This is a genomic window from Pseudomonas sp. WMBT8 (assembly GCF_050916005.1).
GTDB lineage: Bacteria > Pseudomonadota > Gammaproteobacteria > Pseudomonadales > Pseudomonadaceae > Aquipseudomonas.
In genome coordinates, this window is sequence record NZ_CP188096.1 from 4013232 (window position 1) to 4037191 (window position 23960).

Sequence of the window (23960 nt, forward strand, 5' to 3'; positions counted from 1 at the left end):
ACACCGACAATGCGCATAACCGACCAACGGCGGACCGCCCGCTGCATCTGCGGGCGCCGCCTTTGCCGGCTTAAAGCCCCTCCAGCTCAGCCATCAAATCACTCAGCCGGTCCACTGTGCCGGCGCTGATGTCATGGGCCGCCAAACCCTCGATGTACGTCGCCAGTTCTGCCACCGTGCTGCATTCGAACATCGCCCGCAGCGGTACATCCCGTTGCAGGCTCTTCTGCACCCGCGAGGCGATTTGCGTGGCCAGCAGCGAGTGCCCACCCAGCTCGAAGAAGTTATCCAGCACGCCCACCTGCTCGACCTTCAGCACCTGGGCCCAGATCGTGGCCAGGGTCTGCTCCAGTTCGCTGCGCGGCGCGAGGTAGTCCTGGCTGTGCAACTGGCCAATCTCCAGGGCCGGCAGGGCCTTGCGGTCGAGCTTGCCGTTAGCGTTCAGGGGCAGGCGCTCCAGCCATAGCCAGTGCAACGGCACCATGTACTCCGGCAGTTCGCTGCGCAGGCGCTGCTTGATGCGGTCCAGGCGCTCGCCAGGGTTAAGGCTGGCATCACTCGCCACCAGGTAACCCACCAGGTGTTTGCCATTGACCCCCTCCTGCACGCCCACCGCCGCATCGCGCACCTCGGGCTGCTCATGCAGGCGCGCCTCGATTTCACCCAGTTCGATGCGGTAGCCGCGAATCTTCACCTGATGGTCGATACGCCCGACGTACTCCAGCACCCCATCGCTGCGCCGCCGCGCCAGGTCGCCGCTGCGGTACAGCCGTTCCCCCGGCGCGCCAAACGGATCCGGCACAAACACTTGGGCGGTGCGCAGCGGATCGCTGACATAACCGCGCCCGACCCCGGTGCCCGCCACGCACAGCTCGCCCACCGCCCCTTGCGGCACCAGCTCCAGCGCGCCGTCGAGCAAGTACAAACGGTTGTTGTCGGTCGGCGTGCCAATCGGCAGGTAGGTGCCACGGGTCGAGGCCAGGTCGACATGGAAGAACGCTACGTCATCCGAGCATTCCGCCGGGCCGTAGGCGTTGACCAGGCCGATGTCCGGATAACGCAGCAGCCATTGGTGCGCCAGCGCCGGCAACATCGCCTCGCCGGTCGGCAGCATCCAGCGCAGGCCGTCCAGGCTGATGTGGTCCTGGGCGAGCATGCCCTGAATCAGCGACGGCACGCTTTCCAGCACCGTGATGCCCTGGGCCTGCACATGCGCCAGCAAGCCCTGCGGGTCATGGGCAATGGTGTTGGGCACGATATCCACCCGCGCGCCAAACAAGGGCGCGGCAAGGAACTGCCACACGGAGATATCAAAGCTTTGCGAGGCGGTCTGGGCGATCACATCCTGCTCGCTCAGATGCAGGTACGGCACCTTGCTCAATTGGTTGTTGAGCATGCCGCGCTGCTCGACCATCACGCCCTTGGGCAGCCCGGTGGAGCCGGAGGTGTAGATCACGTAGGCGAGGTTGTCCGGGGCGCTGTAGATCCCAGGATTGCTGTCGACACCTGCCAACTCCTCCCACACCAGCAACTTCGGCCGCGCACCACAGGCAAAATCCTCGAGCAACGCCTGCGCCTGCTCGCGGCAGGCCGCAGTACACACCAGCAACGGCGTGCGGCTCAGGTCGATGATCCGGCTCAAGCGCTGGCTCGGCAGCCCGGGATCCAGCGGCAAGTAACCGGCACCGGCCTTGAAGCTGCCGATGATCATGCCCAACAGATCCAGGCCACGCTCGGCCAGCAGCGCCACCGGCTGGTCGAGGCCGACACCCGCCGCGACCAGGGCATGGCCCAGGCGATTGCTGCGCTGGTTCAGCTCGGCATAGGTCCACTGCCGGTCCAGGCAACTGGCGGCAATGCGCTGCGGATGCTGCGCCACCTGCGCCTCGAACAGTTCGACGTAGCTGCGCTCAAGCGGGTAGTCATGGGCGCTCTGGTTGCAAGCGTCCACCAGGAACTCACGCTCCTGCGCGCCAATCAGCGGCAGGTCGGCCATATCGCCATGGAAGCCCTGCACCAACGCCAGCAGCAGGCGCTTGAACTCGGCGAGCATGCCTTGCACGGTGCTTTGATCGAAATAACGCTGGTCATAGGACAAGTGCAAGCCCAGGTCATCGCCCGGGTAGCACACCGCCGTCAGCGGGAAGTTGGTGTGGGTGCGGCCCGAGTCCGAGGTCGCGTTGAGGCTTTGCGCGCGGTCCAGCACCGAGACTTCCACCGGAGCGTTTTCAAACACGAACAGGCTGTCGAACAGCGGCTGGCCCTTGGGCAGTTCGCTGTGCTCCTGGATAGTCACCAGCGGCAGGTACTCGTATTCGCGCAGTTGCATATTGCTGTCGAGCAAGCCACTCAACCACTGGCGCACGCTGCACGGCTGATCGTCCTCGGGCAACTTGACCCGCAGGGCGATGCTGTTGATAAACAGGCCAACCGTGCGCTGCATGTGCGGCATGTCCACCGGGCGCCCGGCCACGGTGACGCCGAACAGCACGTCACGCTCGCCGCTCAAGCGCCGCAGCACCAAGGCCCACGCCGCCTGGGCGAAGGTATTGACGGTCAGTTGATGAGCCTGGGCCAACTCGCGCAATTGCGCCCCATCGCGCTCATCCAGGCGGGTATAGCAGTCCCCCACCACCATGCCGCCGCTATGGCCGGCGTGTTCCCGCAAGAATGGCCGGTCGCTGGGGATCGGTGTGGTGCGCTCAAACCCTTGCAGGTTCTGCTGCCACCACTGCCGCGCCTCGGCCAGGTTCTGGCGTTGCAGCCAGGCAATATAGTCGCGATAGCGCGGCGGCGCGGCCAGTTGTGCCTCGCGGCCCTCACCCAGGGCGGTGTAGATATCGAAGAAGTCGTTCATCAGCAACGAGCGGCACCAGGCATCGATCAGGATGTGGTGGTTGCTCATCATGAACCAGTAGCGAGCCTCGCCGACGCGGATCAGGCGCAGGTGGAACGGCGCCTGGTTGAGCAGATCGAAACCGGCCTCGCGCTCGCTTTTCAGCAGGGCTTGCAGGCGTGGCTCCTGTTGCTCGGCCGGGGTGCCGGTCCAGTCCAGGTACTCGATCGGCGTGCTGCCGGGCTTGTGGATCACCTGCAACATATCTTCGCCGACGTTCCAGCAGAACGACGCACGCAAGGCTTCATGCCGGGCGATCACGGCCTTCCAGGCCAGGGCAAAACGCTCGGGGTTGAGCTCGCTGTTGATGCGGTAGCGATCCTGCATGTAATAGAGGCCGGTGCCCGGCTCCAGCAGGGTATGCAACAGCAGGCCTTCCTGCATGGGCGTCAGCGGGTACACGTCCTCGATGGCGCTGGCCGGCACCGGCAACGCATCCAGCTGCGCCTGGGTCAGGTGCGCCAGGGGGAAGTCGGACGGCGTCAGGCCACCGGCATCGTCACGCAGGCAATGGGCGATCAGGCTGTGCAACTCGCCCAGGTAGGCATCGGCCAGTTCGCTGATGGTCTGGTGGTCGTGGCGCTCGCGGCTGAAGGTCCAGCGCAGCACCAGTTCGCCGCCGTACACCTGGCTGTCCACACTCAAGGCGTTGGGCAGCGGTGCGGCCGGGTCATGGGCCGGGCCGGCAGATACGTCCAGCGGGTGGAACAGCGCCTGGCTGTCGAAGCTCTGGTCGAACTGCCCGAGGTAGTTGAACGTAATCGAAGCGCTCGGCAACGCCGCCATGGCCTGGCGACAAGTGCTGTCGGCCAGGTAGCGCAGCACGCCATAGCCCAGGCCCTTGTGGGGCACCGCACGCAGTTGCTCCTTGATCGCCTTGATCGACGCACCCTGCCCGCTGGCCTCCTCGATATCCACTGGGGTCAGGCGCAGCGGGTAAGCGCTGGTGAACCAACCCACACTGCGGGTCAGGTCGATTTCGTCGAACAGCGCTTCGCGGCCATGGCCTTCCAGCTGGATCAGGGTCGATGCATGCCCGCTCCAGCGGCACAGCACGCGGGCCAATGCCGTCAGCAGCAGGTCGTTGACCTGGGTGCGATAGGCGCTCGGCGCCTGCTGCAGCAACTGCCGGGTGCGCTCGGCATCCAGGCGCACGCTGACCGTCTCGGCGTCGCGATTGCGCAGGCTGCCGTGCGCCCGGTCCACCGGCAACGCAACCGGCGGGCCGGCCAACTGTTGCTGCCATAGGCTCAGTTCTTCGCGCAGGGATTCGCTGCTGGCATAGGCCTGCAAACGGGCGGCCCAGTCGCGCACGGCACTGGTCTTGGCCGGCAGGCTGACCGCCTGGCCGTCGCCCAATTGGCGATAGACGTTTTGCAGGTCTTCAAGCAAGACGCGCCAGGACACGCCGTCCACCACCAGGTGATGGATCGCGATCAGCAAGCGTTGCTGACCAATCGGCCCGTCCACCAGCAAGGCGCGCAGCAGCGGGCCATGCTCCAGATCGAGGCTGCGCTGGGCATCGGCGAACAGCGCCTCGCACTGCTGCATATCCGTCACCTGGGCCAGCCACAACACGCCGCCTTGCGGCACGGCCAGATGCTCGGCATGCCATTGCGCGTCGCGTTGGGTGAAACTCAGGCGCAAGGCGTCGTGGTGTTCCAGCACGGCCAACAGTGCCTGCTCCAGGCGACGGGGATCGAGGGCCTGCACCGGCGCCAGCACCAAGGCCTGGTTCCAGTGATGACGCGCCGGGATCTCGCTGTCAAAGAACCACTGCTGGATCGGCGTCATGCCCGAGGGGCCAGTCAACACACCTTGCTCGGCAGTGATCTGCTCACTGCGCGTGGCCACTGCGGCCAGGGCCTGCACGGTCTGGTGCTGGAACAGGTCGCGGGGGCTGAAGTGAATCCCCGCCTGCCGCGCCCGGCTGACCACCTGGATCGACAGGATCGAATCGCCACCCAGCTCGAAGAAGTTATCGTGCAGCCCGACCTGCTGCACGTTGAGCACCGCACACCAGATCGCGGCGAGGCTCAGCTCCAGCTCACTACTCGGCGCCACGTACGCTTGCCGATTGGCCTCGGGGTCCGGTTGCGGCAAGGCGCGGCGGTCGAGCTTGCCGTTGGCGGTCAGCGGCATGCTGTCGAGCACCATCAGGTGCGCGGGCACCATGTAGTCCGGCAGTTGCGCCTTGAGGTGGGTCTTGAGTGCCTCGCGCAAGGCGGTGTGGTCGCTGGCATCGCTGATCAGGTACGCCGCCAGTTGCTTGCCACTCGGCGCATCCAGGGCCAGGACCACCGCCTCACGGACCGCTTCATGCTCAAGCAGGCGGGTTTCGATTTCGCCCAGCTCGATGCGAAAACCACGGATTTTCACCTGATGGTCGATCCGCCCCAGGTACTCCACCAGGCCATCGGCGCGTTGGCGCACCAGGTCGCCCGTGCGGTAGAGCCGCCCGCCATCGGCATACGGGTCGGCCACAAAACGTTCGGCGGTCATGCCCGCACGCTGGTGATAACCCTGGGCCAGGCCAGCGCCGCCCACGTACAGCTCGCCAGTCGCGCCTTGGGGCACCAGCGCCAGGTCGGCATCCAGGATGTAGGCAACCCGCGCGCCGATGATGCTGCCGATCGGCACACTGGCGGCGCCCTCCTCCAGCACCTCGGGGGCCAGGCTGGCCAGGGGCATGACCACCGTTTCGGTCGGCCCATAGGCATTGAAGAACAGCGCCGGCTGGAACGCCGCGCGGATGCGCTGCAGGTGTTCGCCAGTCAGCGCCTCGCCGCCGGTGATGCACATGCGCACCGGTAGCGTCTGGTTTTGCGTGGCCAGCCACTGCGCCAACTGGCTGCCATAGCTTGGGGTGAAGCCGAGGATATTGATGCGATGCTCACGGATCAGCCCGCAGATTTCTTCGGCATCCCATTGACCCTGGGCGCGCAACACCACCTGCGCGCCACTGAGCAACGGCACCAGCAGGCGCTCGGTGGCGGCGTCGAAGTTGATCGAATAGAAGTGCAGCTCGCAATCGTCGGGGCGCATGCCAAAGCGCTCGATCACCGCCTGGCAATGCATGGCGATTTCACCGTGGGACACCACCACGCCCTTGGGCTTGCCGGTGGAACCGGAGGTGTAGATCAGGTACGCCTGATGCTGCGCCAGGCTGATCGCCGGCAGGTCGCTGGCCGGGTAGTTGGCGAGCACCGGCAGGTCATCTTCCAGGCACCAGCAACTGACGCTGGCGGGCAACTCGCCGAGGGCCTCGAACATCGCCGCATCGCTGAGCAACAGGCCGATGCCGCTGTCTTCGATCATGTAGTGCAGGCGGTCCAGCGGGTATTCCGGGTCCAGCGGCACATAGGCGCCACCAGCCTTGAGGATCGCCAGCAGGCCAATGACCATTTCCAGGGACCGCGGCAGCGCCAGGCCGACCCGCACCTGCGGGCCCACCCCACGCTCGCGCAGCATCCAGGCCAGGCGATTGGCGCGGCTGTCCAGCTCGCGGTAGCTGAGGGTGTGGCCGGCGAACGTCAGCGCAGGCGCATCCGGACGGGCTTGCACCTGGGCGCTGAACAGATGATGGATGCACTGGTCGAGACGATGCTCGCCGGCCTCGATGCCGAGGCTGTCTTGCAGGGCGCGCTGTTCATCGACTTGCAGCAGCGGTAGCTCGCTCAGGCGCTGTTGCGGATCGGCGATCAGCGCCTCCAGCAGGTTGCACCAATGGGCGGCCATGCGCGCAATGCGCGGCTCGTCGAACAGGTCGGTGCTGTAGGTCAGGCAGCAACCCAGGCGATGGTCGAGGTCGGTGACTTCCAGGTTGAGGTCGAACTTGGTGGCACGCGCGTCGTTGGCCAGGTATTCGACCGTCATCCCGGCCAATTGCCGGCTTTGCTGGAACTCCCAGCGCTGCACGTTGCACATCACCTGGAACAGCGGGTTATACGCAGCACTGCGCGGCGGTTGCAGGGCTTCCACCAGGTGGTCGAACGGCAGGTCCTGATGGGACTGGCCTTCGATCACGGTGTGACGCACGTGCTCAAACAACTCAGCGACACGCATCTGCCCGTCGAGCTGGCAACGCAGTACCTGGGTGTTGAGGAACGCACCGATCAGCCCTTCGCTTTCCGGGCGGATGCGGTTGGCCACCGGCGCACCGATGCGCAAGTCGGTCTGGCCACTGTAGCGGTAAAGCAGCGTCGCCAGGGTCGCGGTCATGGTCATGAACAGGGTCAGGCCATGCTCGGCATTGAAGGCGCGCACCTTGGCGGCGAGTTCATCGCCAAGGTCAAAGCGGTACAGCTCGCCCTGGTGACTTTGCACCGCCGGGCGTGGCCGGTCGGCGGGCAGTTCCAGTAGCGGATGCTCGTTGCCCAACTGCGTGGTCCAGTAATCGAGCTGGCGCTGGCGCTCGCCGGCCTCCAGCCATTGGCGCTGCCACACGCTGTAGTCCAGGTACTGCACCGGCAACGGCTCAAGGGGCGATTCGCGCTCATCGATAAAGGCTTCGTAGAGCGCGCTGAGTTCACGGGCAAAGATGTCCATGGCCCAGCCTTCGGTGACGATATGGTGCAGGGTCAGCACCAGGTAGTGCTCCTGCTCGCCCGCCTTGACCAGGCAGGCGCGCAACAACGGCCCGGTTTCCAGGTTGAATGGGCTGTGAGCTTCCTGATCGGCCAGTTGCTGCAAGCGCTGTTGACGCTCAGCCTCGTGCAGTGCCGAAAAGTCCTGCCAGCTCATGCGCACGCTGCTTTGCGCGGCGACTTTCTGCTGGGCCACGCCATTGACACTTGGGAAGGTCGTGCGCAGGGTTTCGTGGCGCATGATCAGGGCTTGCAACGCCGCCTCGAAACGCCCCACATCCAGCACCCCGCGCAAACGCGCCATGCCGCCGACGTTATAGGCCGGGCTTTCCGGCTCCATTTGCCAGAGGAACCACATGCGCTGCTGGGAATAGGACAACGGCACCGCCTGGCGGCGGTCCACCTTGCCAATCGCGGTCTGCTGGTTGCGTTGGCCGCTGGCCTGGATCAGCCGCACCTGCTCGACAAAATCCCCCAGCTCACTGGCTTCGAACAAGGTGCGCAGCGCCAGCTCCACATCACAGGCCTGGCGTGTGCGGGAGATGATCTGCGTGGCCAGCAGCGAATGGCCGCCAAGGGCAAAGAAGTCGTCGCGCAGGCCGATGCGCGGCAGGCCCAGGACCTGGCGCCAGATCGCAGCGATCTGCTGTTCCAGGGCGGTTTGCGGCTCCACATGTTCACGCACCTGCCACACCGGTTCCGGCAAGGCACGGCGGTCCACTTTACCGCTGGGGCTCAGGGGCATGACGTCGAGGCGGATCAGTTGCGCCGGCACCATGTACTCCGGCAATTCGGCGGCCAGGGCGGCTTTCACGTCCGGCTCATCCAACTCGCCGCTGGCCGTGTAGTAACCGATCAACTGCGCACCGCCGGCGGTGTCGCGGATCAGCACCAGCGCCTGGGCGATACCGTCCTGGGCCAGCAACCGCGCCTCGATTTCTTCCGGTTCGACCCGAAACCCGCGCAGCTTGACCTGCTGATCCAGGCGCCCGAGGTACTCCAGTACCCCGTCGGCCGCCCAGCGCACGCGGTCGCCGGTGCGGTACAGACGTGCGCCGGCCGCGCCCAGTGGGTCGGCGACAAACCGTTCGGCGGTCAGCCCTGCACGCCCCAGATAACCGCGCGCCAGGCCGATGCCGCCAATGCACAGCTCACCCGGCACACCTGCGGGCAGCAGGTTGAATTGCTCGTCCAGCACCCGGCAAATCACATTGCCCAAGGGGCGGCCAATCGGCGAGCGTTCGCCATCGGCACGCTGGCAGTGCCAATGGGTGACGTTGATCGCGGTTTCGGTAGGCCCATAGCGGTTGTGCAACTGCACCGCCGGCAGTAGCGCCAGGAGGCGATTGCGCAATTGGGCGGGCAAGGCTTCGCCACCGGAGAATACCCGGCGCAGGCTGGTGCACTCGGCCGCCAGCGGCTCATCGACAAACAGCTGCAACAGGGGCGGCACAAAATGCAGGGTAGTCACCCCATGTTCCTGGACCAGTTGCGCAATCCGATGGGGGTCACGATGTTCGCCGGGGCCGGCCAGGACCAGGCGGCAACCAATGATCAGCGGCCAGAAGCATTCCCATACCGACACGTCGAAACTGATCGGCGCCTTTTGCATCAGCACATCGCGTTCATCCAACTGGTAGGTGGCCTGCATCCACTGCAAACGCTCCGCCAGGGCCCCATGGGTATTGCCCACGCCCTTGGGCTGGCCGGTGGAGCCGGAGGTGTAGATCACATAGGCGAGGTTGTCGGCATTGAGATGCAGGCCCGGCGCCTGGGTCGGCCAACTGTCGAGCTTGAGGCTGTCCATGGCGATCACCGACACGCCCGCGGCCACCGGCAACTGGTGCAGCAGGTGGGTCTGGGTCAGCAGCAATTGCACGCCGCTGTCGGCCAGCATGTAGGCCAGGCGGTCGGCTGGGTAGTCCGGGTCCAGCGGCACATAGGCGCCGCCGGCCTTGAGGATCGCCAGCAAGCCAATCAGCAATTGCGGCGAGCGCTCGGCGGCAATCGCCACGCACACGTCCGGGCCGACGCCTTTGTCACGCAGGTAATGGGCCAGGCGGTTGGCCTGGGTGTGCAGTTGGCCAAAGGTCAGGCTGGCGCCGTGCCAGACCAGGGCGGTGCGCTCGTCGGTGTGCTGGTTGAATTGCTCCGGCACCAGGCACTGCGCCGGCGCGCAGGGTGCCTCGCTCCAATGGCGTTGCTCGGCGTGTTCGTCGGCCTGCAACAGTGCCAGGTCGCCCACGGCCTGCTGCGGTTGCGCGCAGACCGCCTGCAACAGGTTGACGAAATGCGTGGCCAGACGCGCGATGGTGCTGGCGTCGAACAGTTCGTCAGCGTAGTCGAACGACAGGCTCAGGCGCCCATTGCGGTCTTCTTCGCTGTGCAGTTGCAGGTCGAACTTGGCTTCGCGGCTGTGCCATGGCAGTTCTTCGGCCAGCAGGCCCGGCAGGCGGCGCAAGGCGCCGAGATCACGCTGCTGATGGTTGAACATCACCTGGAACAGGCCTTGCTCACGGGCTTGCGGGAAGGCTTCCAGCAGTTGTTCGAAGGGCAAGTCCTGATGGGCCTGGGCCTCGGTGGCTGCCAGGCGGGTGGCCGCCAGCAGCTCGCTGAACGGCAGGCGCCCATCCACTTCGGCGCGCATCACCAGGGTATTGATAAAGAAGCCGATCAGGCCCTGGGTTTCATGGCGCCCCCGGTTGGCGTTGGGCACGCCGATACGGATATCGCGCTGGCCGCTGTAGCGGTGCAACAGGCTCTGGAACGCCGCCAGCAACAGCACGAATGGCGTGGCCTGGTGGGCCTGGGCGGTCTGGCGGATGGCTGCGCCGAGGCTCGCGTCCAGGCGCACGCTGTAGCGTGAAGCGCTGCGTCGGTGCTGGGCCGAGCGCGGGTGGTCGGTGGCCAGGCTCAGGGTGGGATGGTCGTGCGACAGTTGCTGCTGCCAGTAGGCCAACTGTCGCTGGCCCTCGCCTTCGGCCAGCCATTGGCGCTGCCAGCTGCCGTAGTCGGCGTACTGCACGGCCAGGGCCGGCAGCTCGAGGGCCTGGCCCTGGGACGCGGCGGCGTAGAGGCGCGAGAATTCGTCGAGCAGTACATTCAGCGACCAGCCGTCCGCAATGATGTGGTGCAGGGTCACCAGCAACTGGTGATCTTCATCGTCCAGGCGCAACAGGGTGACCCACAGCAGCGGACCCTGTTCCAGGTCGAACTGGGTGCGCGCCTCGTCCTCGCGGATCTGCGCGGCGCGGGCTTCACGCTCGGCCACGGGCAAGTCGCGCAGGTCGATGACTTGCACGGCAAACTCGCGCTGGGCATCGACACACTGCATGGCCTGGCCGTCGCGCTCATAGAAACGTGTGCGCAGCGCCTCATGGCGCTGGATCAATTGCGCGAAGCTTGCGTGCAGCGCGTCTTCGTCCAGCTCGCCGCGCAGGCGCAGGGCACCGGGGATGGTGTAGGCGCTGCTGTGCGGGTCCAATTGCCAGGTGATCCACAGGCGGTTCTGCGCCAGGGATTGCGGCATATCCTGCTGGCGTGACAAAGCGCTGATTGCGCCTTGGGCCACGCCACCGTCCTGTTGCAATTGGCCGACGCTGGCGGCGAAATCAGCCAGCACCGGCGCCTCGAACAGCAGGCGCAAATTGAGTTCCAGGCCCAGGGTCTCGCGCAGGCGGGCGACTACCTGGGTGGCGCTGATGGAGTTACCGCCGAGCAAGAAGAAGTGATCATCGGCCGCCACTTGTGCGACCTGCAACTGTTCGCACCAGATCGCGGCGATCTGCTGTTGCAACCCCGACGCAAGCGCCTCATCACCCGCCTGCACGGCCTGGCCAGGGAACTGCGCGTAGCTGTCGAGGCTGCCATCGGCCAAGCGGGTGCGGCAGGCCGAGCGCTGGACCTTGCCACTGGAGGTTTTCGGCAAAGCGCCGGGATTGAGCAGCACCACCACGCACGGCGCTTCTTGATAGGCCTCGGCCACGGCCTGGCGAATGGCTTTGACCAGGGCCTCGGGCGGCAGGATTTTCTGCACGCTGCGGCTGATTTCTGCGGCGATGCCGATGCCTTCCAGGCCCTGGTCATTCACCGCAAACGCGGCGACACGGCCCTTACGCACCACTTCCACTTCGCGCTCGACGGTTTGCTCGATGTCCTGGGGGTACAGGTTGTGCCCGCGCACGATCAGCAGGTCTTTCAGGCGCCCGGTGATAAACACCTCGCCGCCGCGCATAAAGCCCAGGTCACCGGTACGCAACCAGGTGCGACCGGCGTGCTGCACGAACGTCTTGGCGGTGGCTTCGGGGTTGCGCCAGTAACCGTGGGCAATGCTCGGGCCGGTGGCCCAGATTTCGCCGACGCAGTTGTCGGCCAGTTCGGCCAGGGTATGGGGCTCGACGATCAGCACCCCATGTTCGGGCTGGCTGCTGCCGCAGCTCATGATCGCACTGCCCTGCCCAGGCTCCGCCCGGTTGGCGGCCAGCGCCTGTTCGTCCAGGCGCAAGGCCGGGATGCCATGGCCACGGGTACCACCGGCGACAAACAGAGTCGCCTCGGCCAGGCCATAGGAGGCAAAGAAGTTGCTGGGGGTAAAGCCACACCGGGCGAATTTCTCGGCGAAGCGTTCCAGGGTGTCCAGGCGGATCGGCTCGGAACCGGAATAGGCCACGCGCCAATGGCTCAGGTCGAGGCGCTCGAGGGCCGAGTCGCTGACCCGCTCGCTGCACAGGCGGTAGGCGAAATCCGGGCCGCCGCTGATGGTCCCGCGGTATTGGCTGATCGCTTCCAGCCAGCGCAAGGGCCGGCCAAGGAAGTATGCGGGCGACATCAACACACACGGCACGCCACTGAAGATCGGTTGCAACAGGCCGCCAATCAAGCCCATGTCGTGGTACAGCGGCAGCCAGCTGACAATCACGTCATCGGGGTTGAGGTCGATGCCAAAGCCGCGACGGATCAGTACTTCGTTGGCCACCAGGTTGCCGTGGCTGACTTGCACGCCTTTGGGCAAGGCGGTGGAGCCGGAGGTGTATTGCAGGAAGGCGATATCGTCGTCCTGCAGGTGTGGCGCAACCCAATCGGCAGCGAGTTCGCTGTGCAGTTCATCCACGCAGAGCAACGGCGGCGCTGCCTGGATCTGCCCCAGGGCGTCGCGCAAGCCGCTGCTGGTCAGCAACAGGGTTGGCTCGGCATCGGCGATGATCGACAGCAACCGCTCCTGGTGATGACGGCGGGTGGACTCCGGCGGATAAGCCGGCACCGCGATCACCCCGGCGTACAGGCAACCAAAGAACGCCGCGACATAGTCCGGGCCGCTGGGGAACAGCAGCACCGCACGCTCGCCCGGGCCGGCCGAGGCCTGCAAGGCGGCGGCGATGGTGCGGGCGCGCAGGTCCAGGTCACGGTAGCTGAGCACCACGGTGTCGTCGGCGGACTCGGCCAGGAAGCGCAGGGCCACCTGGTCCGGCGTCTGCGCGGCACGGCGCTGGAGGGACTGGACCAGGGTACGGGGAAGTTCGAAGGCGTCCATCATGAGGGGTTCCTGCCTGAAATCGGCTTACGGGGAAATCGGGGATAGAGGGCGTGGGCGTGTGGCGGCGTGTTCAGCCGGTCGCCAGGGCCGCCCGCCGTGCAGCGCCATGGCGCCAGCGGGTCAAATGTTCGTCGGCGTAGCGCCGCACGCAGCGCAGCAGCGAGCTTTGCTGCTGCACCAGGAAGAAGTGGTGCCCCTCGAACATGTCCAGGGAGAAACCGCTGGCAGTGTCTTCCTGCCAGTCGAGCAATTCGTCGGCGCGCACGTCATCCTGCTTGCCACCAAATACATGGATCGGCATCGACAGCGGCTCGCGCTCGCCGTACTGGAAGCTGCCGCACAAGAGGAAGTCGGCGCGCAGGATCGGCAATGTCAGCTGCATCAACTCGCGGTTGGCCAGGGCGTCCTCGGGGGTGCCCTTGAGCGTGCGCAGGCGCTCGATCAGTTGGGTGTCGTCTTTTTCCTCGGCATATTCACTGACATCCCGGCGCGCCGGGCCGGCGGTGGCCGAGGCAAACAACGCCAGCGGCGCAGGCAGGCCGCGTTCGCGCAGGGCGTGGGCCAGTTCGAACGCCAGCAGGCCACCGAGGCTGTGGCCGAACAAGGCATAGGGGCCATCGAGTTCGGCGCTGATCTCGCCGGCCAATTGCGCGGCGAGCGCCTTGATATCGCGCTGCAAGGGTTCGTCCATGCGCATGCCACGCCCTGGCAACTCCAGCGGGCACACCTGCAACCACTCGGGCAACGCCCGGCGCCAGCGGCTGTAGAACATGGCGCTGGCGCCCGAATAGGGCAGGCAAAACAGGCGCAAGCGGGTCGACGTGCTCATCTCAGACCACCCCTGCCTGGAACGCTGGGTTCTCGCGATACAAACGCATGTCGTCGTCCTCCGGGTGCAAATCCATGGCCGGCGTGTTGGCTGGCCTGTCACCAATGAGAACGGATGGCACGGCAAAATAATTAGTCTGCAGGCCGGGGCCCGCACACAAAGAGATGCACCTCACAGTTTGCATTTCGGTATAAGATTAGTTCCACTTCTCATTTGACAATCATTATCATTAAGAATAATTTGTTGCCCGATGTGTAGGAGGCCTCAGCAGGGATGCCCTCCACTAACCTCATTTGCAGCAAGGTGATTTCCATGACGGAACAAGTATCCACAAGCAGGTGCGATTCACCGTTACTCCAGGCGTTTGTCGATAACCGGCTGATCCTGGTCAAGATCGCGGCGCGCATTACCGGCTGCCGTTCCCGCGCCGAAGACGTAGTGCAGGACGCCTACTTCAGACTGCAATCGGCGCCGCAGATCACCTCATCGTTCAAGGCGCAGCTGAGTTATCTGTTCCAGATCGTGCGCAACCTGGCTATCGACCACTACCGTAAACAGGCCCTGGAACTGAAATATTCCGGGACGGAAGAGGAAGGCTTGAATGTGGTTATTCATGGCGCTTCACCGGAAACCTCGCACATCAATTTTTCCACCCTGGAAAACATCGCCGACGCCCTGACCGAACTGCCCCAGCGCACGCGCTACGCGTTCGAGATGTACCGCCTGCATGGCGTGCCGCAGAAGGACATTGCCAAGGAACTGGGCGTGTCGCCGACCCTGGTCAACTTTATGATCCGCGATGCGCTGGTGCACTGCCGCAAGGTGTCGGGAACCCATAGCGATACCTTTGCCCGACGGGTCTAACCACCGGGCAAATGCAATGAGGGGTGAGCTTGTGTGGGAGCGGGCTTGTCGGATCGCCGCATCGCCGCGAAAGCAGTGGGTCAGGCAACATCAATGTTTGCTGGGCCGACGTCTTCGCGGCGATGCGGCGATCCGACAAGCCCGCCTCCACATTTGATCTTCATTGCCCCGAAGATCTCAGGCCAACCCACACCGCTCAAAAAACCGCTCCCGCCCCAGAATCATCAGCGCCGCGCGCTTGTGGGGGAAATCGAATTCCTTCTCGCAGTGGAAGCACTGGTTCTGCATATGCCCGATCATCTTCCCATTGTCGGCCCTGGGCTCGGCTACCACGCGCTGGGTGCGCGGGTCGTCGAGAAACAGGTAGTGCACCAGCGCCGACAGCCAACTGGCAACCTTGTGCGGCCCGCGATGATGCTCCTCACCCACCAGCATGTGGATACCGCGGTCGTAGTCGTCTACGTCATAGAACGGCGCGATGCGATCTTCCTTGGCCCAATACGCCTCGAAATAGGCAAAGGGCTCATCGTCGAAACAGCCGATCAGGGTCAGGGTATGCGGGTCGGCGGCAAGCTTGTGCAGATAGTCACGGTGTTGCTCCAGGCTGCCGCTTTCCTGCCAGAAGTTGGCGACCCGCGCGCTGTTCTGCCAGCGATTGAAGCGAGCCAGGTCCACATCGATCTCCAGCGTGCGCAGTGAGATCCACGCGCCCAGGCGTGCGTCAAAACGTCGGTAGACTTCACCCTGCGGCTTGGGCGCACGCAGCGGGTGGCGCTTGCCCGTGCTGAAGATCATCTGCTGTGGATAGGCACCGCTCGACGGCTGGCCCAGCCAGGGCTGTGGCAATTGCCAGAACAGCGTGCGCTCGCAACGCAACTGCCCCGCCACGTCCGTGGCCAGCAGCAGGCCGCTGCGCAGGGCCTCATCCGGGGCGTGTTCGAGGTGCCAGAAGAGTTGCTGGCGCCCAGGCTCCCGTGCAAACAGCCAGTAACACGCGGCCCACACGGCCTGTACCGACGGCACCTCAGCGGGGTTTTGCAAATGCAGGTGCAACGCGTCGCCGCGCTCCAGGCGCAGGCGCACCAGGGGCTGGCCTGCAAGGGTCAGGGTCAGGCGGCTATCGCTTTCATCTGCATTCAGGGCGGGCCCTGCCGGCAGTGGCAGGGCTGACAAATCTTGGGGATTGGGCATGGAAGGGGCTCACGGTAATCGTCGACAGTTAGACGAAGTGACGTGAACCAGCCGCAAAAATTTAAGGCGCAGGTGTCGCGATCAGGGCGCGTCAGCCACCGGCAGCACATCGATGCGGTACGGTTCGAAGATCTTCACCAGTTCGCCGCTGTCGCGCAGGCCCTTGAGCAACGCGGCAAACGCCGGGCCGCTGATCGCCGCCTTGGGCCGCAGCAATGCATAGTGGTGGTAGACCTGATCAATGCGCTCCGACACCAGGAACTGCCCGGCGGTGTCGACATTGCGCACCATGAAGTCGCTGAGGTAGGAGCGCGTCACTAGGGCGATATCCGCGCGGCCACGGGTGACCATCAGCAAGTTGCTGTCATGGGAATAGGTCAACGTGGCGTTGAACTGCGCGGCCATGGCCTTGGGGTCGGGGTTGAAGTTGGCAAAGGCGTAGTGATAACCGCTGAACACCGCCAGGCGCTTGCCCCTGAGGTCGGCGAAATACGCCTGGTCACGACCGGACTGGCGCTGGGCGACGAAAATCTCGGCGTCCTCCAGGCCCATGTCAACGCTGGTATGGGCAATATCCTGCCATCCCCACTGCGGGTTCTCGAAGATGGCCATGTCGACCCGACCCTGCTCGAAATCACGAAAGCGCCGGGGGATGGAAGTGGGTACCAGTACAAACTGGTAGTCACTCTGCGCACGGTTCAGTGCCTCCAGCAGTTGCGGCAGCAACCCGGTGTCGGCACCCTGCTCCGGGCGCACGGTATACGGCGGAAAATGCGCGGCACCGATCCGTACCAATTGGGCCGCCCAAACCTGCGTCTGCCACAAGGTGCCCATCGCCAACACTGTAAGTCCTGCAGCCAGCCGCCATGGCGAAAACATCAGGCACGCACCGTTCAAATCTGAATCTCGCTAAGCTAGGCGTTTTTGCCTGTAGAGACAACTTTCTACCCGACAATTAATGACCTGCGCTCCCCGCTTAATCGGCCTGGAGCACCAGCAGCAACGCCTCGTCGGCCAATTGTTCGAGGGTCATGCTGCCCTGGGCGCGGAACCAGGTCGTGGTCCAGGACAACGCCCCGGTCAGGAAACGCCGGGTGATAAACACGTCGCCCTTGATATAACCCGCCTGCTTGGCCTCGCCCAGCACTTGCAGCCAGATGTCTTCGTAGACATCGCGCAACGCCAGCACCTGGGCCTGCCCTTCTGCCGACAGCGAACGCCATTCGTACACCAGCACCGCCATGGCTTCGCCGCTGCCCCCCATGATCGACTGCAACTCGCAGCGAATCAGCGCCAGCACCCGCTCGCGCACATTGCTCGCTTGGGCCAGGGAGGCGCGCATCATCGCGGTGTTGTAGTGGATGGTTTCCTCCATCACCGCCCGCAGGATTTCGTCCTTGCTCTTGAAGTGGTGAAAGATGCTGCCGGACTGGATCCCCACCGCACTGGCCAGGTCACGCACGGTGGTGCGTTCAAAACCCTTGTTGCGAAACAGGTGAGCCGCGGTCTGCAGCAGCTTGCCCCGGGCGCTGTCGGGGTCGGTCAGTTGCCCGCCGTCCACCATGCTGCGCATTACCTCCAGGGCTTTTTGCTCGTCCATGCTGCTCTCCTCAACTACTTTGATTGCGTCATGGCCGGCAATTTAGGCCGTGACAGCCACCCAAGCAAGCGCTTGGGCAGAAGTTGTGCTCCCAGTTTACAAACCAAGCGCTTGCTTGGTAGTCTCGACCCAGCGATTTTCCAGAGAAGGACTTCCCATGGACAAGACCGTTCGTATCGGCTGCGCCAGTGCATTCTGGGGCGACACCAGTACCGCCGCCGCGCAGTTGGTGCAAGGCGGCGCGCTGGACTACCTGGTGTTCGACTACCTGGCGGAAGTGACGATGTCGATCCTCGCCGGGGCGCGGATCAAAGACCCCCAGGCCGGCTACGCCACGGATTTCATCGAAGTGCTGGCGCCCTTGCTCGGCGATATCCAGCGCCAGGGCATCCGGGTGATCAGCAACGCCGGTGGCATCCACCCCCAGGCCTGCGCCGCCGCCTTGCAGGCCGCCTGCGACCAGGCCCGGGTGCCGCTGAAAATCGCCGTGGTGCTGGGCGACGACCTGCAACCGCAGTTCAAGCAACTGCAGGGCATCGAGGATATGTTCAGCGGCGCGCCGTTGCCGGCGATGTGCGTGTCGACCAACGCCTACCTTGGCGCGCCGGGCATCGTCCAGGCCCTGCAACTGGGCGCCGATGTCGTCATCACCGGGCGCGTGGTGGACAGCGCGGTGGTCAGCGCGGCCCTGGTGCATGAATTCAACTGGGCGTGGCAGGACTACGACCACCTGGCCCAGGCCGCGCTGGCCGGGCATATCATTGAATGTGGCGCGCAGTGCACCGGCGGCAACTTCACCGATTGGCGCCAGGTGCCGGACTACGAGCACATCGGTTTCCCGATTGTCGAAGTCAGCGCCGACGGCCAGTTCACCGTCAGCAAAGTGCCGGGCACAGGCGGCCTGATCAGCCAACTGAGCGTCGCCGAACAACTGCTGTATGAAATCGGCGACCCGCGCGCCTATCTGCTGCCGGATGTGATCTGCGACTTCAGCCAGGTCACCCTGGAACAACAAGGCGAAAACCGCGTGCGCCTGCGCGGCGCCAAGGGCCTGGCACCCACCGACCAGTACAAAGTCAGCGCCACCTACCCCGACGGTTTTCGCTGCACCGCCAGTTGCCTGCTGGCCGGCATCGATGCGGTGGCCAAGGCCGAGCGGGTCAGCCAGGCGATCATCAACAAGACCTCGCAGCTGTTCAGCCAACGCGGCTGGGCGCCCTACAGCGAGGTCAACATTGAATTGCTCGGCAGCGAAGCCACCTACGGCGCCCACGCCCGGCGCCAGGACTGCCGCGAAGTGGTGCTCAAGCTGGCGGTGCGCCACCCCAGCAAACAGGCGCTGGTGCTGTTCGCCCGGGAAATCGCCCAGGCAGCCACCGGCATGGCGCCGGGCCTGACCGGCATTGTCGGCGGCAGGCCCACGGTGTACCCACTGATCCGCCTGTTTTCATTCCTGATCGACAAGAGCGCGTGCCGTCTGAGCGTCGACTTCCAGGGCCAGTCCCACCCCTGCGAACTGCCTGCCAGCGCGGCCCTGGGTACGCCCCGCGCGCCCCTCGACCCGCCCAAGCCCGAAGGCCGCGCCGATGCCAGCGTGCCCCTGGTCAAACTGGCCGTGGCGCGCTCCGGTGACAAGGGCAATCACAGCAATATTGGCGTGATTGCGCGGCGGCCCGAATACCTGCCGTGGATCGCCGAAGCATTGACCCCGGAGGTGATCGTCGACTGGATGAGCCATGTGCTCGACCCGCTGCACGGGCGCGTCGAGCGCTGGTACCTGCCCGGCAGCCACAGCCTCAACTTCCTCCTGGAAAACGCCCTGGGCGGCGGCGGTATCGCCAGCCTGCGCATCGACCCGCAAGGCAAGGCCTTTGCCCAGCAACTGCTGGAAATCCCGATTGCCGTGCCCCGTCACCTCGCCGATCAACTCACCTAAGGAACTCCTGCCGTGGCCTTCGACTCGATCTTCAAAGCCGACCTGTTCCAGGGGCAAACCATTATCGTCACCGGCGGCGGCAGCGGGATTGGCCGTTGCACCGCCCATGAGCTGGCGGCACTCGGCGCCCATATGGTGCTGGTGGGGCGCAAGCCGGAAAAACTGCAACAGGTCACCCAGGAAATCAGCGAGGACGGTGGCCGCGCCAGTTGGCAGGCCTGTGATATTCGCGATGAAGAGGCAGTGAAGGCACTGGTCAGCCAGGTCATCGAAGCGCACGGGCCGATCCACGGCCTGGTGAACAATGCGGGCGGCCAATACCCCTCGCCCCTGGCGTCGATCAATCAAAAAGGTTTTGAAACCGTGTTGCGCACCAATCTGGTGGGCGGTTTCCTGATGGCGCGGGAAGTGTTCAATCAGTCGATGAGCAAACACGGCGGTGCCATCGTCAACATGCTCGCCGACATGTGGGGCGGCATGCCCGGTATGGGCCACTCGGGCGCGGCGCGCGCGGGGATGGACAACTTCACCAAGACCGCCGCGTTCGAGTGGGGTTACGCCGGGGTGCGGGTCAACGCAGTGGCGCCGGGCTGGATCGCCTCCAGCGGCATGGACACCTACGAAGGCGCATTCAAGGCAGTGATCCCGACCCTGCGCGAACATGTGCCACTCAAGCGCATTGGCACCGAATCGGAAGTCAGCGCGGCGATTGTGTTTTTGCTCAGCCCCGCCGCAGCGTTCGTCAGCGGCAGCACGCTGCGCATCGACGGTGCGGCCAGCCTCGGCAGCCGCGCCTGGCCGCTGCACAAGGCCCAGCCGCCGAGCCCGTCGTTCAATGGTTTTCACCGCGCCTACCTGCCGGATGTGCTCAAGGAGGGCCAATAAACCATGCCGGTCATCGACTCCCAACTCGACACCCACAGCCCGCAGTTCGCCCAGAACCGCGAGGCCATGCTCAGCGCCATCAACCACCTGCGCCAACTGGAACAGAACCTGTTGGACAAGGCCGCCGAGGCCAAGGGCAAGTTCGACAAGCGCGGTCAACTGCTGCCCCGTGAGCGCCTCAACCTGTTGCTCGACCCCGGCGCGCCCTTCCTCGAACTGGCGAGCCTGGCCGGCTATAAGCTGCACGACGACAAGGACGGCAGCGCCGCCGGTGGTGGGCTGATTGCCGGTATCGGTTATGTCAGCGGCGTGCGCCTGCTGGTGGTGGCCAATAACAGCGCAATCAAGGGCGGGACGATATCCCCCAGCGGCCTGAAGAAATCCCTGCGCCTGCAACAGATCGCCATGGAGAACAAACTGCCGGTGGTGACCCTGGCCGAAAGCGGCGGCGCCAACCTGAATTACGCAGCGGAGATTTTCGTCGAAGGCGCGCGCAGCTTTGCCAACCAGGCGCGGATGTCGGCCATGGGCCTGCCGCAGATCACCGTGGTGCACGGCTCGGCTACGGCCGGCGGGGCCTATCAGCCGGGGCTTTCGGATTACGTGGTGGTGGTGCGCGGCAAGGCCAAGCTGTTCCTGGCCGGCCCGCCGCTGCTCAAGGCCGCCACCGGCGAAGTGGCCACCGACGAGGAACTGGGCGGCGCCCTGATGCATGCGCAAACCGCCGGCACCGCCGAATACCTGGCACAAAACGACGCCGATGGGGTGCGTATCGTGCGCGAGATTGTCAGCCTGCTGCCCTGGGACGACCGGCTGCCGCCCCAGCCGGCGCGGGCCTATGCCGAGCCGCTGTATGCGATTGAGGAACTGCTGGGCTTGATCCCCGAGGACCCGAAAAAACCCTACGACGTACGGGAAATCATCGCGCGTATCGCCGACGCCTCCAACTTCCTGGAGTTCAAGGGCGAGTTCGATGCCCACACCGTCTGCGGTCACTTGCAGATCCAGGGCCGGGCCTGCGGGTTTATCGGCAACAACGGCCCGATCACGCCCAAGGGCGCGAGCAAGGCCGCGCAATTTATCCAGCTGTGCGACCAGAGCCAGACGCCGCTGCTGTTTTTCCACAACACCACCGGTTTTATGGTGGGCACCGAATCCGAACAGCAAGGCGTGATCAAGCACGGCGCGAAGATGATCCAGGCGGTGGCCAATGCCCGCGTGCCCAAGCTCACGGTGGTGGTCGGCGGTTCCTACGGCGCCGGCAACTATGCGATGTGCGGCCGTGGCCTGGACCCACGCTTTATCTTCGCCTGGCCCAACAGCCGCACCGCCGTGATGGGCGGCGCCCAGGCCGGCAAGGTGCTGCGCATTGTCACCGAGGCCAAGCAGTTGAAAGACGGCCTGGTGCCCGACCCCAAGGTGCTCGACATGCTCGAACAGGTCACCGCGCAGAAACTCGATAGCCAATCCACGGCCCTGTATGGCAGCGCCAACCTGTGGGACGACGGGCTGATTGACCCGCGGGACACCCGCACGCTGCTGGGCTACCTGCTGGATATCTGCCAGCAAGCCCAGGTGCGCCAATTGCAACCCAACAGCTTCGGCGCCGCGCGCTTTTAACGATCAGGAGAACAATAAAAATGATCTTCACCCAGGAACACGAAGAGCTGCGCCGTACCGTACGGGGTTTTGTCGAACGCGAGATCAACCCCCACGTCGACGACTGGGAAAAAGCCGGGCGCTTTCCCATCCACGAGATTTTCCGCAAGGCCGGCGACCTCGGCCTGCTGGGCATTTCCAAGCCTGAGAAGTTCGGCGGCATGGGCCTGGACTACAGCTACTCGATTGTCGCCGCCGAAGAGTTCGGCACCATCCGCTGTGGCGGTATCCCCATGTCCATCGGCGTGCAGACCGATATGTGCACCCCGGCCCTCGCACGTTTTGGCTCCGATGAGCTGCGCGATGAGTTCCTGCGCCCGGCCATCAGCGGCGAACAAGTGGGCTGCATCGGCGTCTCCGAAACCGGTGCCGGCTCCGACGTGGCCGGCTTGAAAACTCACGCCCGCAAGGACGGCGACGACTACGTGATCAACGGCAGCAAGATGTGGATCACCAACTCCCCCAGCGCCGACTTTATCTGCCTGCTGGCCAATACCTCGGACGGCAAGCCCCATATCAACAAGTCGCTGATCATGGTGCCGATGAACACCCCCGGGATCAGCGTCAGCCCGCCCCTGGAAAAACTCGGCATGCACAGCTCGGAAACCGCCCAGGTGTTTTTCGATGATGTGCGCGTGCCCCAGCGCAACCGCATCGGCCATGAAGGCGCGGGGTTCATGATGCAAATGCTGCAATTTCAGGAGGAACGGCTGTTTGGCGCGGCCAATATGATCAAGGGCCTGGAGGCCTGCGTCGACAGCACCATCGCCTACTGCAAGGAACGCCAGACCTTCGGCAAGGCCCTGATCGACAACCAGGTGATCCACTTTCGCCTGGCCGAGCTGTCCACCGAGATCGAATGCCTGCGCGCGCTGGTCTACCAGGCCACCGAGCAATACATCAAGGGCCAGGACGTGACGCGGCTGGCCTCGATGGCCAAGCTCAAGGCCGGGCGCCTGGGCCGCGAAGTCAGCGACAGCTGCCTGCAATACTGGGGCGGCATGGGCTTTATGTGGGACAACCCGGTGGCCCGCGCCTATCGCGATGTGCGCCTGGTGTCGATTGGTGGCGGCGCCGACGAGATCATGCTGGGGATCATCTGCAAACTGATGGGCACGCTGCCGGGGAAAAAGTCGTGAAGGCCTGTGAAACCCTGGTGCTGGAACCGCACAACGGCGTGCTGCACATCACCCTCAACCGCCCGCAGAGCCGCAATGCCATGAGCGTGCAGATGGTCAGCGAACTGCGCGCAGTACTGGCGGATGTCGCGCCTGACGAGCAGGTGCGGGCATTGGTGATCAGTGGTGCCGGCGGGCACTTCTGTGCAGGCGGCGATATCAAGGACATGAGCGGTGCGGGCAGCCGTGAAGGCTTGCGTGATCTGAACCGGGTGTTTGGCGCGCTGTTGCAGGAAGTCGAAGCGCTGCCGCAGGTGGTGATTGTGGTGTTGCAGGGCGCGGTGCTGGGCGGTGGGTTTGGCCTGGCGTGTGTCAGTGACATCGCCATCACCGATCACCAGGCGCAGTTCGGCTTGCCGGAAACCAGTTTGGGCGTGCTGCCGGCGCAGATTGCGCCGTTTGTGGTGCGGCGCATCGGCCTGACCCAGGCCCGGCGCCTGGCGCTGACTGCGGCGCGGTTTGACGGGGTCGAGGCGCAGCGCCTGGGGCTGGTGCATTTTGTCGAGCATGACCCCCAAGGGTTGGCGCAGCGCCTGGATGAGGTGTTGGGGCAGGTATTGCGTTGTGCACCGCGCGCCAATGCGCGGACCAAGGCGCTGTTGCTCCAGAGCCTGGATCAACCGTTGGAACTGCTGCTGGACCAGGCTGCCGATTGGTTTGCTGAGGCGGTGACCGGGGAAGAAGGAATCGAGGGGACGCGGGCGTTTGTTGAGAAGCGCAAGGCCAGGTGGGTGAGTTGATCTTGAAAACACCACATTCCCTGTGGGAGCTGGCTTGCCTGCGATGCGGGCACCTCGGTCTGT

Annotated in this window: 11 protein-coding genes; 6 read left to right on the forward strand and 5 right to left on the reverse strand. The window is 64.8% G+C overall.

The annotated features are described in order from the left end of the window. Positions 1-70 precede the first annotated feature (70 nt). A complete protein-coding gene (locus ACO77H_RS18050; protein ID WP_432754390.1) occupies positions 71-13015 on the reverse strand; it encodes a non-ribosomal peptide synthetase in 12945 nt (4314 codons plus the stop codon). 70 nt (positions 13016-13085) lie between these two features. After that, entirely contained in the window at positions 13086-13844 is a 759-nt protein-coding gene (locus ACO77H_RS18055; protein ID WP_169952550.1) for a thioesterase II family protein, read from the reverse strand. Positions 13845-14156: 312 nt separating this feature from the next. On the opposite strand from ACO77H_RS18055, the gene ACO77H_RS18060 reads away from it, so the two are divergent. Next, positions 14157-14708, forward strand: a complete 552-nt coding sequence (locus ACO77H_RS18060) for an RNA polymerase factor sigma-70 (protein ID WP_029298131.1) — start codon at positions 14157-14159, stop codon at positions 14706-14708. 177 nt (positions 14709-14885) lie between these two features. Here the strand turns inward: ACO77H_RS18060 and ACO77H_RS18065 are convergent, their stop codons facing one another. From ACO77H_RS18065 to ACO77H_RS18075, 3 genes are all read right to left on the reverse strand, one after another. After that, positions 14886-15899: a GNAT family N-acetyltransferase gene (locus tag ACO77H_RS18065; protein ID WP_432754391.1), complete on the reverse strand. Its 1014-nt coding sequence runs from the start codon at positions 15897-15899 to the stop codon at positions 14886-14888. Positions 15900-15980: 81 nt separating this feature from the next. Continuing rightward, positions 15981-16778, reverse strand: coding sequence for a substrate-binding periplasmic protein (locus ACO77H_RS18070; RefSeq protein WP_169952554.1), 798 nt, complete (start codon positions 16776-16778; stop codon positions 15981-15983). Between the two features lie 97 nt (positions 16779-16875). Further along, positions 16876-17499 (reverse strand): TetR/AcrR family transcriptional regulator, encoded by a 624-nt coding sequence (locus ACO77H_RS18075; protein WP_432754392.1) that lies wholly within the window; start codon positions 17497-17499, stop codon positions 16876-16878. A 157-nt stretch (positions 17500-17656) separates the two neighbouring features. Here ACO77H_RS18075 and ACO77H_RS18080 point away from each other — a divergent pair, with 157 nt between their 5' ends. Genes ACO77H_RS18080 through ACO77H_RS18100 form a run of 5 tightly spaced genes read left to right on the forward strand, consistent with a single transcriptional unit; the run spans position 17657 to position 23897 of the window. After that, a complete protein-coding gene (locus ACO77H_RS18080; protein ID WP_432754393.1) occupies positions 17657-19435 on the forward strand; it encodes an acyclic terpene utilization AtuA family protein in 1779 nt (592 codons plus the stop codon). A 12-nt stretch (positions 19436-19447) separates the two neighbouring features. Then, entirely contained in the window at positions 19448-20320 is an 873-nt protein-coding gene (locus ACO77H_RS18085) for an SDR family oxidoreductase (RefSeq protein ID WP_432754394.1), read from the forward strand. A 3-nt stretch (positions 20321-20323) separates the two neighbouring features. Next, a complete protein-coding gene (gene atuC / locus ACO77H_RS18090; RefSeq protein WP_432754395.1) occupies positions 20324-21940 on the forward strand; it encodes a geranyl-CoA carboxylase subunit beta in 1617 nt (538 codons plus the stop codon). Positions 21941-21960: 20 nt separating this feature from the next. Next, positions 21961-23118: a citronellyl-CoA dehydrogenase gene (gene atuD / locus ACO77H_RS18095; protein ID WP_169952565.1), complete on the forward strand. Its 1158-nt coding sequence runs from the start codon at positions 21961-21963 to the stop codon at positions 23116-23118. Next, positions 23115-23897 (forward strand): enoyl-CoA hydratase/isomerase family protein, encoded by a 783-nt coding sequence (locus ACO77H_RS18100; protein ID WP_432754396.1) that lies wholly within the window; start codon positions 23115-23117, stop codon positions 23895-23897. The genes atuD and ACO77H_RS18100 overlap by 4 nt, the downstream gene beginning before the upstream one ends. Positions 23898-23960: the final 63 nt, after the last annotated feature.

What these genes read in the sequence shown, in the direction of transcription:
- ACO77H_RS18050 (WP_432754390.1), bottom strand. Translation starts at nt 13,015, where the DNA reads ATGATGGACGCCTTCGAACTTCCCCGTACCCTGGTCCAGTCCCTCCAG.
- ACO77H_RS18055 (WP_169952550.1), bottom strand. Translation starts at nt 13,844, where the DNA reads ATGAGCACGTCGACCCGCTTGCGCCTGTTTTGCCTGCCCTATTCGGGC.
- ACO77H_RS18060 (WP_029298131.1), top strand. Translation starts at nt 14,157, where the DNA reads ATGACGGAACAAGTATCCACAAGCAGGTGCGATTCACCGTTACTCCAG.
- ACO77H_RS18065 (WP_432754391.1), bottom strand. Translation starts at nt 15,899, where the DNA reads ATGCCCAATCCCCAAGATTTGTCAGCCCTGCCACTGCCGGCAGGGCCC.
- ACO77H_RS18070 (WP_169952554.1), bottom strand. Translation starts at nt 16,778, where the DNA reads ATGTTTTCGCCATGGCGGCTGGCTGCAGGACTTACAGTGTTGGCGATG.
- ACO77H_RS18075 (WP_432754392.1), bottom strand. Translation starts at nt 17,499, where the DNA reads ATGGACGAGCAAAAAGCCCTGGAGGTAATGCGCAGCATGGTGGACGGC.
- ACO77H_RS18080 (WP_432754393.1), top strand. Translation starts at nt 17,657, where the DNA reads ATGGACAAGACCGTTCGTATCGGCTGCGCCAGTGCATTCTGGGGCGAC.
- atuC (WP_432754395.1), top strand. Translation starts at nt 20,324, where the DNA reads ATGCCGGTCATCGACTCCCAACTCGACACCCACAGCCCGCAGTTCGCC.
- atuD (WP_169952565.1), top strand. Translation starts at nt 21,961, where the DNA reads ATGATCTTCACCCAGGAACACGAAGAGCTGCGCCGTACCGTACGGGGT.